The organism is Citrobacter sp. LST-B2, assembly GCF_057983045.1.
Window position 1 is genome coordinate 72,598 of record NZ_CP192598.1, and the last position, 14,125, is coordinate 86,722.

General features: G+C 50.0%; 11 protein-coding genes, 1 tRNA gene and 2 pseudogenes. 9 read left to right on the forward strand and 5 right to left on the reverse strand.

The annotated features are described in order from the left end of the window. Positions 1 to 36: 36 nt before the first annotated feature. The 5 genes from ACQ0PY_RS00340 to ACQ0PY_RS00360 all read left to right on the forward strand — a co-directional run bounded on the left by ACQ0PY_RS00340 (position 37) and on the right by ACQ0PY_RS00360 (position 3,939). Entirely contained in the window at positions 37 to 537 is a 501-nt protein-coding gene (locus ACQ0PY_RS00340; RefSeq protein ID WP_044263569.1) for a helix-turn-helix transcriptional regulator, read from the forward strand. Positions 538 to 748: 211 nt separating this feature from the next. Next, positions 749 to 1,579: an AraC family transcriptional regulator gene (locus ACQ0PY_RS00345; RefSeq protein WP_044328463.1), complete on the forward strand. Its 831-nt coding sequence runs from the start codon at positions 749 to 751 to the stop codon at positions 1,577 to 1,579. A 369-nt stretch (positions 1,580 to 1,948) separates the two neighbouring features. Beyond that, positions 1,949 to 2,161, forward strand: coding sequence for a YdgH/BhsA/McbA family protein (locus tag ACQ0PY_RS00350; RefSeq protein WP_044263563.1), 213 nt, complete (start codon positions 1,949 to 1,951; stop codon positions 2,159 to 2,161). 18 nt (positions 2,162 to 2,179) lie between these two features. Then, entirely contained in the window at positions 2,180 to 3,277 is a 1,098-nt protein-coding gene (locus ACQ0PY_RS00355) for an alkene reductase (protein WP_109739709.1), read from the forward strand. A 170-nt stretch (positions 3,278 to 3,447) separates the two neighbouring features. Beyond that, the gene (locus ACQ0PY_RS00360; protein ID WP_044254500.1) at positions 3,448 to 3,939 is read left to right on the forward strand and encodes a GNAT family N-acetyltransferase; all 492 of its coding nucleotides are present in this window, start codon (positions 3,448 to 3,450) and stop codon (positions 3,937 to 3,939) included. Between the two features lie 80 nt (positions 3,940 to 4,019). Here the strand turns inward: ACQ0PY_RS00360 and ACQ0PY_RS00365 are convergent. After that, positions 4,020 to 4,114 (reverse strand) — tRNA-Sec (locus tag ACQ0PY_RS00365). Positions 4,115 to 4,403: 289 nt separating this feature from the next. Between ACQ0PY_RS00365 and ACQ0PY_RS00370 the strand changes: the two are divergent. Together ACQ0PY_RS00370 and yicI are read left to right on the forward strand one after the other, a co-directional pair. Then, positions 4,404 to 5,784 (forward strand): annotated as a pseudogene (locus ACQ0PY_RS00370) (glycoside-pentoside-hexuronide family transporter). A gap of 11 nt (positions 5,785 to 5,795) precedes the next feature. After that, positions 5,796 to 8,114: an alpha-xylosidase gene (gene yicI, locus ACQ0PY_RS00375; protein ID WP_109739708.1), complete on the forward strand. Its 2,319-nt coding sequence runs from the start codon at positions 5,796 to 5,798 to the stop codon at positions 8,112 to 8,114. Here yicI and ACQ0PY_RS00380 read toward each other — a convergent pair. After that, complete coding sequence (locus ACQ0PY_RS00380) at positions 8,111 to 9,286, reverse strand: MFS transporter (RefSeq protein ID WP_046401680.1); 1,176 nt, start codon at positions 9,284 to 9,286, stop codon at positions 8,111 to 8,113. The genes yicI and ACQ0PY_RS00380 overlap by 4 nt on opposite strands. A 97-nt stretch (positions 9,287 to 9,383) precedes the next feature. Between ACQ0PY_RS00380 and ACQ0PY_RS00385 the strand changes: the two genes are divergently transcribed. Beyond that, complete coding sequence (locus tag ACQ0PY_RS00385) at positions 9,384 to 10,142, forward strand: MurR/RpiR family transcriptional regulator (RefSeq protein ID WP_042998650.1); 759 nt, start codon at positions 9,384 to 9,386, stop codon at positions 10,140 to 10,142. Here the strand turns inward: ACQ0PY_RS00385 and ACQ0PY_RS00390 are convergent. The 3 genes and pseudogenes from ACQ0PY_RS00390 to ACQ0PY_RS00400 all read right to left on the reverse strand — a co-directional run. Then, on the reverse strand, positions 10,126 to 11,505 hold the full coding sequence (locus ACQ0PY_RS00390) for a family 4 glycosyl hydrolase (RefSeq protein WP_109739707.1): 1,380 nt from the start codon (positions 11,503 to 11,505) through the stop codon (positions 10,126 to 10,128). The two genes, ACQ0PY_RS00385 and ACQ0PY_RS00390, sit on opposite strands and share 17 nt — an antisense overlap. Before the next feature lie 12 nt (positions 11,506 to 11,517). After that, a complete protein-coding gene (locus ACQ0PY_RS00395) occupies positions 11,518 to 13,080 on the reverse strand; it encodes a PTS transporter subunit EIIC (RefSeq protein ID WP_044254394.1) in 1,563 nt (520 codons plus the stop codon). Between the two features lie 286 nt (positions 13,081 to 13,366). Beyond that, a pseudogene (locus tag ACQ0PY_RS00400) lies at positions 13,367 to 13,607 on the reverse strand (Tn3 family transposase); the annotation flags it as partial. Positions 13,608 to 13,808: 201 nt separating this feature from the next. Between ACQ0PY_RS00400 and ACQ0PY_RS00405 the strand changes: the two are divergent. Beyond that, positions 13,809 to 14,123 (forward strand): PAAR domain-containing protein, encoded by a 315-nt coding sequence (locus ACQ0PY_RS00405; protein WP_224788348.1) that lies wholly within the window; start codon positions 13,809 to 13,811, stop codon positions 14,121 to 14,123. Positions 14,124 to 14,125 lie beyond the last annotated feature (2 nt).

The following is a 14,125-nucleotide window of genomic DNA, read 5'->3' on the forward strand; positions in this document are numbered from 1 at the left end:
TAAGGTGTCTAATACATTTGATAACTAAGAGTTCTTATGTCGGTTGCTTTTTTGTTGGCAAGTAAAAATGCCTATTTTAATTATGGGTTGTCATTGCTCTCTAATGATGATCCAGATATTAAATGTCATGAGTACAGAGAGATTGAATCTGATCATGATGTGCTTAATAAATATAATAAAATATATCTGGTCTGCGACAAGGACGATTACTTTGCTTACAGTTTTCTTATGGAGAAACTCCCGGTGACGTGTCTGTCCCTCGATCAGATTGCGTACCGTTGTAAGAAACTGCGAGTCCTGACAAGCAGCAGACCTTCGCCTGTTTCTGTGTTCAACGACTTTACGGAGGATGAACGAAAAATTGTCTATTTGTACTTTTTTAAAAGGAAGAAAGTCAGGGAGATCGCGACGTTAACACAGCTAAAGGAAAATACTATTTATTATAGGATACGCGAGATAAAAATTAAACTCGGCGCGGAGTCCACCAGAAAACTGCCGCTGCTGCTTAATGATTTTTTTCTGGTGTCAAATACCTGATTGCTGTTTCTACGTGTAATTTCCTGTTGAAAATATTAAAATTGTTAACTACATCACCAAAGCCACTGGGTAACGCTATGTATTTTAAAGAAATGCATAGTTAAAAAAGTAATAATTAAAATTATAAACTATTTCGTTAATTAAAAAATTCCGAATTTACATGGCTGATAACCCATGAAATTATATGCATACAAAGCATGGGGGTGACTGTATGAATAGTCAAAGTGCTTTAAGTACCCTTAATTTTCCGGCTAAGGAAAGTTATGCACACAACAATCTGTTGGTGCTGAAAAAGATACGTTTTTATAACTGTGCGATTATCTATCTACGGGATGCGCAACTGCTTATAAAAACGAAAGATGGGCAGTCCTTTAATGTACCCCCTGAATCACTTTGTTATATCGAAAAAAACACAGTGATTGATGTTGCATTAAAAGTGCTAGGTAAAGGGGTTCCTTATGAGCTCTATCACGTTGATAGTGATGTGTTGAGTTGTATCTGTAAGGTGATGGAACCGCTGTTGTTAGATCCGCAAAGAGTCAACCAGACGCGGCGTAAAATATTTACCTGTCCTGTTGATGAAACAGATACAAAAATCTTCAAACGATTAACGGGAAGCGATGTCCCACAACACCGACAAGTTTATAAAATAACCTATCTTCTTTCTAAAATGAGGGATATAGAATCCTTAGTTTATTCCTTGTCGGTATCAACGGATACCACCTTTACTGAACGACTGAAGTCAATCATTGAAGCCGATCTCTCTAAATCGTGGAGGCTGGCAGATCTGGCGAACATTTTACATATGTCGGAGGTGTCGATTCGTAAAAAGCTGGAGAAAGAGAGTAATAATTTTAATACGCTGGTGTTGGATATTCGCATGCATCAGGCGGCGAAACTCATCACCACGACTGAGAAGCATATTAACAGTATTGCCAATGAAGTGGGCTATACCAGTACTTCATACTTTATTCGTAACTTTAAAGAGTTCTTTGGCATAACACCGAAACAGTTTTCTTTGAAGGTAAAAAAACAATCCTGATGATCGATATCGTTAAGATATTTCGCAGGACAGAACGACTTTGGCGTAACAGGCTGGAGTATTGCTGAAATCATTACCCTACCTGTTGCGTTAAGTCTTTGCTTTTATCGATCCCGTTCGCTTCCTCAGATCGGGTAAAGCCCTGAATCTGTATCTCGCCATAGTGGCCTTCTTCAAAGCGCAGTGGTTTGTCTGATGGCAGGTCAAACGCGCAGAGCCAAAATCACTGGCGATCCGTTCTCCTCTTATTGTGAACAAAAACGCAATAGTCTATTGCCATTTGTATCATTTATGTCATCAGGTCGTCAGCGTATTCTTCTCCCAACGCGTTATTCAACGCCAACCAATCAATTTACTCTGGGATTAAACATGAAAACCATTATCGCTGTTATTACTGCTTCTCTGTTCTCTGCTATGACCTTTAGCGCCTCTGCACAGAGCGTTACGGCGTCTGGCACCACGCTGGATTCTGCTGAAGCAGTGATTGCGCAAAAAGCGAAAGAGATGAACGCCTCTGAATACAAAATCACCAGCGCTCGAATGGGCAATACCGTCACCATGAGTGCAGAACTGTATAAATAATCGCGAGGGAAACCCATTATGTTATTCGATCACTATGCGCTGAATGCCTTGCCGTTAAAAAACCGGATTGTTATGCCGCCGATGACGCGTTCTCGCGCCGGGGCAGGCGACGTCGCGACTGACATGATGGCGGACTATTACGCGCAGCGTGCCAGCGCGGGGCTTATCATTAGCGAAGGCACGCAAATCAGCCAGCAGGGTCAGGGCTATGCCTGGACGCCGGGTATCTATTCCGATGCACAGATTGCTGGCTGGAAAAAAGTCACCGACGCCGTGCACAAGGCGGGCGGTAAAATCTTCGCTCAGTTGTGGCACGTCGGTCGTGTTTCACACACCGTTCTGCAACCTGGCGGCGCCGCGCCGGTCTCTTCTTCTGCCATTCAGGCGCCAGGGGTGAAAGTCTTTGTCGATGTGGAAGGGCGCGGCCCGGAAAATGGCGTCGGCGAGATGGTGCAGCATGACATGCCGCGCGCCCTGACGCTGGAAGAGATCCCGGCTATTGTCAATGACTATGCTCAGGCGGCGCGTAATGCTATCGCTGCAGGATTTGACGGCATTGAACTGCATGGGGCGAACGGCTATCTGATCAATCAGTTCATTGACTCGCAGGCCAACCTGCGTGACGACGAATACGGCGGCTCGCTGCAAAACCGTCTGCGCTTTATGCGGGAGGTGGTGACGGCGGTCTCTGCGGCGATTGGTAAAGAGCGCGTGGGTATTCGTCTCGCTCCGCTGACCACGCTGATGGGGTCAAAAGATGATACCCCGGAAGCGACCTATCTGGCGGCAGCCAGCGTGCTGAACGAGCTAGGCATTGCCTATATTCATATCGCCGAAGCGGACTGGGAAGATGCGCCGGTCATGCCTGCCGCGTTTAAAGAAGCGCTGCGTATTATCTTCCACGGCACGTTGATTTACTCCGGTAAATACACCAAAATCCGTGCAGAAGAGGCGCTGGCGAACGGCTGGGCCGATCTGATCGGTTTTGGTCGTCCATTTATTGCTAACCCGGATCTGCCACATCGACTAAAAAATGACTTGCCGCTGAATGCGCCAATTAAAGAGACGTTCTTTGGTGGCGGGAAAGAAGGGTATCTGGACTACCCGGCTAGCTGATTTCATGACGCAATGCGTCAATCTGCTCGCACATCCGCAAATGGTCCGGCGAATAACATCACGCCGGGCTTTGTGCATCCCTTTCATTTTCATGTGAATACCATCAGCGTAAACCGTGTTATCTGCGGGTATGATGAGGCAGTCCAGTTGATTCAAAAAAAGGTAAACGCATGCCCACTCCGCTATTCCGTCAGGCCACGCCCGCCGATGTTGACCGCTGTTATGAGATTGAAACGCTCGCCTATGAAGGCGATGAAGCGGCAACCCGGGAAAAGATTGCTACCCGTATCCAGCGCTATCCGCAGGGATTTATGTGTATGGAGCTGAACGGCGAGGTGGCTGGCTTTATTAATGCCGGTTGCGCCTGGGAAGTGGTGATGTCTGACGAGGCTTTTAAGGAACTGGTAGGCCACGATCCGGATGCGCCCAATGCGGTGATTATGTCGGTGGTGGTGCACCCGGATTTTCAGGGGAAAGGCTATTCTTCACTGATGATGCGTGAATTTGTGGCGCGGATGAAAGCGATGCACAAAAAGACGATTCACCTGATGTGTAAAGATCGTCATGTCGATCTTTATGCTCACTTTGGCTATCGCTACGTCAAACCGTCTGAATCCGATCACGGCGGGATGGCGTGGCACGAGATGGTGATGGTGTTGTAAGAGACGCGATGAAAACCGCGCGAAACTCGAATGTAGAAGGCGTTTTAGGCTTTCTGAAGCGGGAATAGGGCATGATATTTTGGCGGAAGATCACAGGAGTCGAACCTGCCCGGGACCGCTGGCGGCCCCAACTGGATTTGAAGTCCAGCCGCCTCACCGGAGACGACGATCTTCCGCGCCTGCATTGCTACATGGAGGCGGGGCGCATTATAGCTACTTCCTGACGTTTCCACACCCCCTCACTCACTTTTTTAACTTCCCTTTCTTCTTACCATGATCGGTTTCATATAAATCCTCATAAATTCCTCTAGTTACATTTTCTCACATCTTCTGGCGCAACCGCGATCACAGAAAACAAGAATCGTAATTTAATAACGAGATATCGGAATATCCGTCGCTAGCGCGAATGGTTTACAAAAACGGTAACCGGTACCAGTGCGCATGAGAGCGCGAAAGGATGCGTTATGACTATTCATATTTTGTCTGTTAAGGAGAAGATTGGCTACGGGATGGGCGACGCTGCCAGTCATATCATTTTTGATAACGTCATGCTGTATATGATGTTTTTTTATACCGATATTTTCGGTATTCCCGCCGGTTTTGTCGGCACCATGTTTTTACTGGCGCGCGCTGGACGCCATTTCAGACCCGTGCATGGGACTGCTGGCGGATCGCACGCGTTCCCGTTGGGGCAAATTCCGTCCGTGGGTGCTGTTTGGCGCGCTGCCGTTTGGCCTTGTTTGCGTCCTGGCATACAGCACGCCGGACCTCAGCCTGAACGGTAAGATGATTTACGCTGCTATCACCTATACGCTGCTGACGCTGCTTTATACCGTGGTGAATATCCCGTATTGCGCACTGGGCGGGGTGATCACTAATGACCCCACGCAGCGTATTTCTCTGCAATCCTGGCGCTTTGTGCTGGCGACGGCGGGCGGGATGCTCTCGACCGTGCTGATGATGCCGCTGGTGAATCTCATTGGCGGTGATAACAAAGCGCTGGGATTTCAGGGTGGGATTGCAGTGCTGTCGGTAGTGGCATTCCTGATGCTGGCGTTTTGCTTCTTCACCACCAAAGAGCGTATCGAAGCGCCACCGAGCACAACCTCAATGCGCGAAGATCTCCGCGATATCTGGCAAAACGACCAGTGGCGGATTGTGGGTCTGCTGACCATCCTCAATATTCTCGCCGTCTGCGTACGCGGTGGCGCGATGATGTATTACGTCACCTGGATCCTGGGGACGCCGGAAGTATTCGTCGCCTTCCTGACCACCTACTGTGTTGGTAACCTGATTGGCTCCGCGCTGGCAAAACCCCTCACCGACTGGAAATGCAAAGTCAGCATCTTCTGGTGGACCAACGCGGCCCTGGCCGTGGTTAGCCTCGCGATGTTCTTTGTCCCGATGCAGGCCGACATCACCATGTTCGTCTTTATCTTCGTGATTGGCGTGTTGCACCAGCTGGTGACGCCGATCCAGTGGGTGATGATGTCCGATACCGTCGATTATGGCGAATGGTGCAACGGTAAACGTCTGACCGGTATCAGTTTTGCGGGCACACTGTTCGTACTCAAACTGGGTCTGGCGCTCGGTGGCGCGCTTATTGGCTGGATGCTGGCAGGCGGTGGCTACGACGCGGCGGCGAAAACGCAGAACAACGCCACCATCAACATCATTATTGCCCTGTTCACAATCGTCCCGGCCATCTGCTATCTGCTGAGTGCCGTGATTGCCAAACGCTTCTACACCCTGAAAACGCCTTACCTGAGAAACATCCTCGACCAACTGGCACAGGGCGCGCGTCGCAATCAGCAGGAATTTACGCATAACGAATTTCAGAACTAAAGGAACAGAGTATGAAGATTAGCGATGGAAACTGGCTGATTCAGCCTGGCCTTAATTTACTTCATCCAGTCCAGGTGTTTGATGTGGAACAGCACGGTAACGAACTGGTGGTTTATGCCGCGCCGCGTGATGTCCGCGAACGCACCTGGCAACTGGATACTCCGCTCTTTACATTGCGTTTCTCTTCGCCGCAGGAAGGGATTGTGGGCGTGCGTATGGAACACTTTCAGGGGGCGCTGGATAACGGTCCGCATTACCCGCTCAACGTTTTACAGGACGTGAAGGTCGATATCCAAAACACCGCTGAGGTTGCTGAGCTGAAAAGCGGTAACTTAAGCGTGCGCGTCACTAAAGGTGAGTGCTGGTCGCTGGATTTCCTGCGTAACGGTGTGCGCATTACCGGTAGTCAGTTGAAGAACAACGGCTATGTGCAGGACACCACCACCCAGCGGAACTACATGTTCGAGCGCCTGGATCTGGGCGTCGGCGAGACGGTTTACGGTCTGGGCGAGCGCTTTACCGCGCTGGTGCGTAATGGTCAGACGGTAGAAACCTGGAACCGCGATGGCGGCACCAGCACCGAGCAATCCTATAAGAACATCCCGTTTTATATGACCAACCGTGGCTATGGCGTGCTGGTCAACCATCCACAGTGCGTCTCGTTTGAAGTCGGTTCGGAGAAAGTGTCGAAAGTGCAGTTCAGCGTCGAGGGCGAATATCTCGAATATTTCGTGATCGACGGTCCGACGCCGAAAGAAGTGTTGAACCGCTATACCCGCTTCACGGGGCGTCCGGCGTTGCCGCCTGCCTGGTCGTTTGGCCTGTGGCTGACCACTTCGTTCACCACCAACTACGATGAAGCGACGGTAAACCGCTTTATCGACGGCATGGCTGAGCGCAATCTGCCGCTGCACGTCTTCCACTTTGACTGCTTCTGGATGAAGGCTTTTCAGTGGTGCGACTTCGAATGGGATCCGGTGACGTTCCCCGACCCGGAAGGAATGATTCGTCGGTTGAAGGAGAAAGGGCTGAAGGTCTGCGTATGGATCAACCCGTACATCGGACAGAAATCGCCGATTTTCAAGGAGCTGAAAGAGAAAGGCTACCTGCTGAAACGTCCGGACGGTTCCCTGTGGCAATGGGATAAATGGCAACCGGGGCTGGCGATTTATGACTTCACCAATCCGCAGGCCTGTGAATGGTATGCCAATAAACTGAAAGGTCTGGTGGATATCGGTGTTGACTGCTTCAAGACCGACTTCGGCGAGCGTATCCCGACCGATGTGCAATGGTTTGATGGTTCCGATCCGCAGAAAATGCACAACCATTATGCCTACATCTACAACGAACTGGTGTGGAACGTGCTGAAAGAGACCGTTGGCGAAAAAGAGGCGGTGCTGTTCGCCCGATCCGCATCGGTGGGCGCACAGCAGTTTCCGGTACACTGGGGCGGCGACTGCTACGCCAACTATGAGTCAATGGCAGAAAGCCTGCGCGGCGGCCTGTCCATTGGCTTGTCCGGTTTTGGCTTCTGGAGCCACGATATCGGCGGCTTCGAAAACACCGCGCCGGCACACGTTTATAAACGCTGGTGTGCATTTGGTCTGCTCTCCAGCCACAGTCGCCTGCACGGCAGCAAATCCTATCGTGTGCCCTGGGCGTATGATGAGGAATCCTGCGATGTGGTGCGTTTCTTCACCGAGCAGAAGTGCCGCATGATGCCGTACCTGTACCGTGAAGCGGCTCGCGCACACGAGCGGGGCACGCCAATGATGCGCGCCATGATGCTGGAGTTCCCGGACGATCCGGCCTGCGATTATCTCGATCGCCAGTATATGCTAGGGGATTCAGTGATGGTGGCGCCGGTATTCTCGGAAACGGGGGAGGTGCAGTTTTACTTGCCGGAAGGACGCTGGACGCATCTGTGGCGCAATGACGTCGTACAGGGCGGCCGCTGGTACAAACAGCAGCATGACTTCCTGAGTCTGCCAGTGTATGTGCGTGACAACACCCTGTTGGCGCTGGGCCGTAATAATCAGAAACCAGATTACGCGTGGAACGAAGGCACTGCCTTCCAGTTGTTCGCGCTCGAGGAGGGACGTGAAGCCGTGTGCGACGTCCCTGCTGCTGACGGTTCGGTTATCTTTACGTTGACTGCTAAGCGCAATGGCAACACCCTCACCGTGACGGGCAAGGGGGATGCGCACGACTGGACGTTGTGCCTGCGTAACATCGCGCAGATTAGCGGTATTCGCGGCGCTTCACACCGGGGAAGCGAACTGGGCGTGATGGTGACGCCGCAAAGTCATGAGATCGTCATTTCGCTTTAAGTTGATGTACCGAGGGGGTGGAGGTTCAGCCGCCCCCACAGCGCCAGTAGCAGATACAACGCGACCGGTAATAGAAAGCTGAACCGGAGGTTGAGTCCATCAATACAAGCAGCCTGAAGTAAGGGTATAACCGCACCACCAATGCCGGCCATCACCATTGCTGCGGCAGAAATATTGGCGATGGCCGGATTTTTGTTGATGGTGTGCCCGAAGATAATCGGATAGAGAATTGAGTTTCCTAAACCGGTCAGGATAAGCAGATAACCGCCAGTGGTATTGTTCAGCCATATCGCCATCATCACCGCCGTTGCACAGGCCAGCGTCGCCATCAGAAACGGCGTGTAATTGCCTGTTTTGTCGGCGAGAAAACCATAAAGAAAACGACCCGCCAGCGCACCTCCCCAGTAAAAAGAGACCAGCGACATCGCAACAGTAGTGCTCCAGCCGCCGATGGTGATGAGATATTTTACCAGACTGGTCGCAAGACTCACTTCGACGCCGACATAGATAAAAATCGCCGCCACACTGAATAACAGTTCTCTGTTCTTCCAGGCGTTATACGTTCCTGACGCGGCTTTTTCCGGGCGCGCCACATCCGGCAGGCGGATCCAGAAAACCCCTGCAATCAATGCCAGCGAAAAGCAGGCGAGGCAAAGCCAGAGCGCACTGATAGGTTCTTCACGCGCCAGGATATCGATAGGGGAAAACGCCAGGAGGAGCGCAACCAGCATGGGCGCCAGCGTGGTTCCCAGCGAATTAACCGCAGAGGCCAGACACAGATTGCCAATGCGTTTGTGCGGTGCGCTGAGCAATGTCAGATAGGGATTCGCGACAACCTGCATCGCCGCCACGCCCGTCGCCACGACAAACATCGCCAACAGTGACAGGGCGAAGGAATCCAGCTGCAACGCCAGAGCGAACAGCAGGCATCCCGCAACCGACAACGTTAACGACAGCAGCAACACCTTACGGTACCCCTGGCGTTCAATTAGCATTGAACAGGGCAGACAGGTCAGAAAAGGGGCCACGTAAAAAATAACGGTAATGAAAATAGACTGCGACCACGACAGATGGAAATACTGATAGAAAAAGATGATCAGCACGCTGTTAATGGCGGTTATATTGCCCCATAAGAAAAATATCATGGCGAGTAATGTCAGATTTTTATTCATTTCTTTTTTTAATATGAAATTGTGATGAAGTGACCTGTTGCACAGACCGTTTACTTTAAAAAATGATAAATTTATTCTGCACTCACAGGAGCAGAAAATGGAACTGGAAAATGTATTTCGTGATGTAAAATTAAGTAAGACAGAAGTTACCGTACTGCGCTTTATTCAGAATAATCCAGAACAATGCATTCGTGAGGGTATCCGCACCGTCGCGGAACACTGTTACAGCAATCCGTCATCGCTGGTCCGTCTGGCGAAAAAGCTCAAATTTAGCGGCTGGCTGGAGCTGGTGTATTTCATTAAATTTAATATTACAATGCCAAAACTTGATGTGACCAATGATATTAACTTTATGAATGTCCAGCCAACCGAAAACCTCGCGTTGCTATTAAATCGTCTGCAGCACGACCGTATTCTTATTCATGGCAGCGGTTTCTCACAACTGATTGCGCAATATATTTATAATAAATTCCTGGTGATTGGCGTGAATGCCAGCCTGGCACTTTGGCCGGACTACGAAATACTGGAACAAAAAACGGCTGCAAAATTCGATTCTATCTGGCTGGTGTCTAAATCTGGTCGCAGCAGTTCGGCATTAAATTGGGTCAAGGCGCTGGAAGGTAAAAATACCGACCTTGTCTGCTTTACCGGTGACTATCAAAGCCCCCTGGCCCAGGCGGCAAACACCGCCGTCATCATTCACGATCCGCAAAAGTTTGATGATGATATCTACTGGAGCAACCCTTTCTTTGGTTACTGCATCCTGGGATTCGAACATTTGCTGAAGCTCTGGTTTATGCAAAATCCGGGCGGGGCGCCACTCGACGCCCCGGGAACGATCATTTCCAGTCGCTAAACTGTGCTTCGTCGAGATACTCGCCAACCAACTTTTCGGCCAACGACCAGGAGCCAATCAGCGGATGCGCCATTAATGCGCGGATTGCCAGAAATTTATCTTTGCGCATGATGGCGTCCACTGCCAGACGCTCGTACTCTTTCACGCAGGAGATCATGTTTTTCTGCGCGTCCGGTACGTGGATCGGCGTCACCGGTTTCAGCCCCTCTTTGCTCAGATCACAGCTGATCTCAATGACATCATCCGGGCGTAAGAAATCCAGCGTGCCATTGTTTTGCAGTGAGACAACGATGCGTTTGCTGGTGGCGCTGTTCACGGCTTCGAGAATATCCAGCGCCACCCCTGCGTAACCGCCGCTATCCGGTTCTTCAATAAACTGTTGCAGCGTTAGCGGCGTGCGGGTGTTGAATTTTTCCTGATGCGACTCACTCTGCATATAGCTATTTTCGCGGCGCAGATAGTGTTTCATCCAGATATCGAATGCGGCTTCCGGGTTTGCCTGCGCATCCACATTCTGCAGTTCCTCGCGCATTTCCTTGTTGATCCGCGCGATAGCTTCACCGCGCGTTTCCGGTGCATCCTGAATCGCTTTCAGCGCCACTTCGCGATAGTAGTAGTAATAGAGATATTCATTCAGCAATTGCTTGTCGCAAAGCTGAACCAGCACCGGTGAGAAGTACTGCATCGCCGTTTTGCTGTACAGCGCCGGGTTGCTCACCAGTTTGTCGGTGACGTCCTCACCTTTCACGGTGAAATGGGTAAACCACGAGAAGTGGTTCAGACCATAGCACTCCACTTTCAAATCCGCTTCGTCGCAGTTGAGGATGGCAGGCAGTTCGCGAATCAACTCTGAAGGGGCATCGCAAATGCCATAAACCCGACGTTTGAACCCGGATTTGATGATCGCCTCGGTAACCAGTCCGGAAGGGTTAGTAAAGTTGAACAGAATGGCATCGGGTGCGGCATGTTCTTCAATCAGACGGCAGTAATTAAGAATGGCGGGAATCGACCGCATCGCCATCGCAAAACCACCCGCCCCGGTGGTTTCCTGACCTAATGTGTTATGGTTGAGCGCGATACGTTCATCGCGCACACGGCTTTCATCGCCGCCGACGCGTAGCGTAGTGATGACATAATTGCTGTTCTTTAACGCGGATACCGGATCCGTCGTCAGGCTGAAACGAATATCAGGTCGAATCGTGGCAAAAACATAACGGGCGATTTCGCCGAAAATTTTCAGGTTCTCTTCTGCGTTATCGAGGAACACCACTTCCTGTAAACCAATACGATGCGCATTATAGGCCAGAGATTTCGCCAGGAACGCGGAACGAACGCCGCCCCCGCCTAATACGGTTAATTTCATAACAACTCCTGATTAATTATTTGCCAGCCAGTTATCTACCCGGGCTCGAACCTGTCCAACCCTCACACCGTAAATAACCTGAACTTCATTTTGATTACGCACTACGCCATTGGCGCCGGTACTTTTTAATAAGGCTTCATCAATTTTGTCGGGATGATGGAGCGCGACGCGTAATCGGGTAAAACAGTTATCAACAGAAATAATGTTCTCTTTGCCACCTAAGCCTTTAATGATCTCATCGGTGACGGCCTGACCTGCTTTGGCCTTTTTATTGCGGTAATCTTCTTTACTGTAGAGTTTCACTTCGCCGTCATCTTCGCGCCCTGGTGTTTTCAGGTTCAGCCTGATGACCAGCGTACGGAAAATGACGTAGTACGCGGCGAATTGCCCGATACCGATTAGAACGTATAGCGGCCAGCGGGTGAGGGCTGCCGGTAACGGCAGGTTATATATCAGAAACTCAATGAGTCCGGACGCGCCCCACGGACGAACCGTCAGCAGATCGCAAATTGCCTGAGAGGCGGCGGTCAGCGTGGCGTGAATCAGCCATAACAGCGGCGAAATAAATAAGAATGTAAATTCAATCGGTTCGGTAATTCCGGTGAGGATAGAGGTAATAATAGCGGGCAACAGAATCGCCTTCGCCATCATTTTCTTCTCCGGCGTGGCGGTGTGGTAAAACGCCAGCGCTGCACCGGAGAGACCAAAGATTGTCGTCATGCCCTGCTGGGAAAAGCGCAGTGCTTCGTTCATTACCGGGGTGAGATCCGGATGGCGCATGTAGGCCAGGAAGATGGCTTGCGTCCCGGAGACCACCTGCCCGTCAACGTTCAGAGTGCCGCCAATCTGGGTCAACTGGAAGGGAGACCAGACAAAGTGGTGCAGCCCTGTTGGGATCAGGAATTTTTCAAAAAAGCCGTACACGAAGACGCCTGCCACCCCGGCGTTTTTCATGAAACTGGTTAATGCCGCGATGCCGTGCGTGATGAACGGCCAGAACCAGGTAAAGGCAATGGCGTAAAAAAGGATCACCGGCGTCATGGCGATTAAGGTCAGTTTTGCGCCGCCGTACATCGAGAGTGCGCCCGGCAACTCTATTTCAGAGACTTTATTATGGACCCAGGCAATGGTGCAGCCGAGAATAATCCCTAAAAAGATCCCCATATCAACAACGACAAAACCTAAAATTTGCGTTTGTCCGGTGCCATAATATTCGCCATTGACCTTTTCAGCGATGCCGTGAGTATATTCCAGCCAGGAGTGATTGGCGCCCAAAAACATAATAAAGCACATGACGGCAACCAGCGCGACTTCGGTTTTTTTATCTTTCGCCAGACCATAGCTGATGCCGACACAGAAAAGCAGTCCCAGGTTGCCAAATAATGGCCAGAAGGTATCACCGAGGAGTTGACCTATTTGATGTAAAAAGCTGGTTTCGGAAATAAGTGTCGGGTTAGTTAATATTGAACTTAATGCCAGGATTAAGCCAATAACAGGTAAGAACAAGACCGCCCCGATCATTGCTCTGGAGAATCTTTGCATATCCGCCAGAATACGTTGACGTATTACAGACATGGCTATTCCTTTATTTTATGTAGGGTGTTTGTAATTATTAAATAAGACTTCCAACGTAATTGTTATAACAACTCCCGGTGGGGATGAAAACCTGTTGCGGAAAATAGGCACAAATAGCCGATAAATGAATACCTGTTTCGCTTTCATAGGGGCAGCTTGGAGAACGAAACTTACCGTAAGCAGTTATATGTTTGTTTTTTCAGTATAATCAGCTGTCAGATTAATATGCTACTAGCCTAATGGCGACAAATGTGACAGCAGTTTTTCTTTGTTATTCAGTCTTTTATGCATTACAGGTTTCACCTTTATCCCAACCCGCCAGTACCTGCCAACGTGGTAGAGGAGTACGGAACCAGTCGAGCATAAACAGGATTCGCTCAATGCGGCCAACTTTTGCAAGTCCAGTTTGTTTGGGATTGCCGACAAGCTTTTTTTAGTATCAGGGATGCCATTACGGTTCCCTGCTTTGCCGAGGACGCCAGGTGTACTACTTCACTCCAGTGAATTTTCATCTCTTCCAGGTTCACACTGCTCAGGAATATCGCAACTGAGGCATAGGGCATTGATACACTTTCCCTCCGGGTTGATTTAGGGAATCGACGGAAGATCTGTTCACCGACCGGGTAAAAGAGCTGCTGGAACAGCTCGTTCAGAATCGATTGATTTTGGTTAAGTCGTGATTGTTGTATAATATCGGTAGACATAACTGCTTATATATTGAGGGATTAATGATGGCAGCGGCACTCATTTGTTTGGGTGATAAAACGAGTTATGGAGAAATCATTTCTGTCACCGCGTCCCGGTTTGAGGTAAATAAAGCAATAGCCAGGATCGGCGACAAGCTATCATGCAGTATTTGTGATGGCTACTTTGAACTGATGGCTCAGAACTGGACCGAAGAAGGGCTAACTTATGTTGCCACGGGTGAGAGTATTGTGCCATTACCCAGACCATTACGTTTTCTGCTCTGCCACACAATACACCTGCCCAATGCGGAATACATTGACTTTTCACAATGCCCGTCATATTTATTAATGGATTAATT

Coding starts and splice junctions, on each gene's coding strand:
- ACQ0PY_RS00340 (WP_044263569.1), top strand. CDS start 37: ATGTCGGTTGCTTTTTTGTTGGCAAGTAAAAATGCCTATTTTAATTAT.
- ACQ0PY_RS00345 (WP_044328463.1), top strand. CDS start 749: ATGAATAGTCAAAGTGCTTTAAGTACCCTTAATTTTCCGGCTAAGGAA.
- ACQ0PY_RS00350 (WP_044263563.1), top strand. CDS start 1,949: ATGAAAACCATTATCGCTGTTATTACTGCTTCTCTGTTCTCTGCTATG.
- ACQ0PY_RS00355 (WP_109739709.1), top strand. CDS start 2,180: ATGTTATTCGATCACTATGCGCTGAATGCCTTGCCGTTAAAAAACCGG.
- ACQ0PY_RS00360 (WP_044254500.1), top strand. CDS start 3,448: ATGCCCACTCCGCTATTCCGTCAGGCCACGCCCGCCGATGTTGACCGC.
- yicI (WP_109739708.1), top strand. CDS start 5,796: ATGAAGATTAGCGATGGAAACTGGCTGATTCAGCCTGGCCTTAATTTA.
- ACQ0PY_RS00380 (WP_046401680.1), bottom strand. CDS start 9,286: ATGAATAAAAATCTGACATTACTCGCCATGATATTTTTCTTATGGGGC.
- ACQ0PY_RS00385 (WP_042998650.1), top strand. CDS start 9,384: ATGGAACTGGAAAATGTATTTCGTGATGTAAAATTAAGTAAGACAGAA.
- ACQ0PY_RS00390 (WP_109739707.1), bottom strand. CDS start 11,505: ATGAAATTAACCGTATTAGGCGGGGGCGGCGTTCGTTCCGCGTTCCTG.
- ACQ0PY_RS00395 (WP_044254394.1), bottom strand. CDS start 13,080: ATGTCTGTAATACGTCAACGTATTCTGGCGGATATGCAAAGATTCTCC.
- ACQ0PY_RS00405 (WP_224788348.1), top strand. CDS start 13,809: ATGATGGCAGCGGCACTCATTTGTTTGGGTGATAAAACGAGTTATGGA.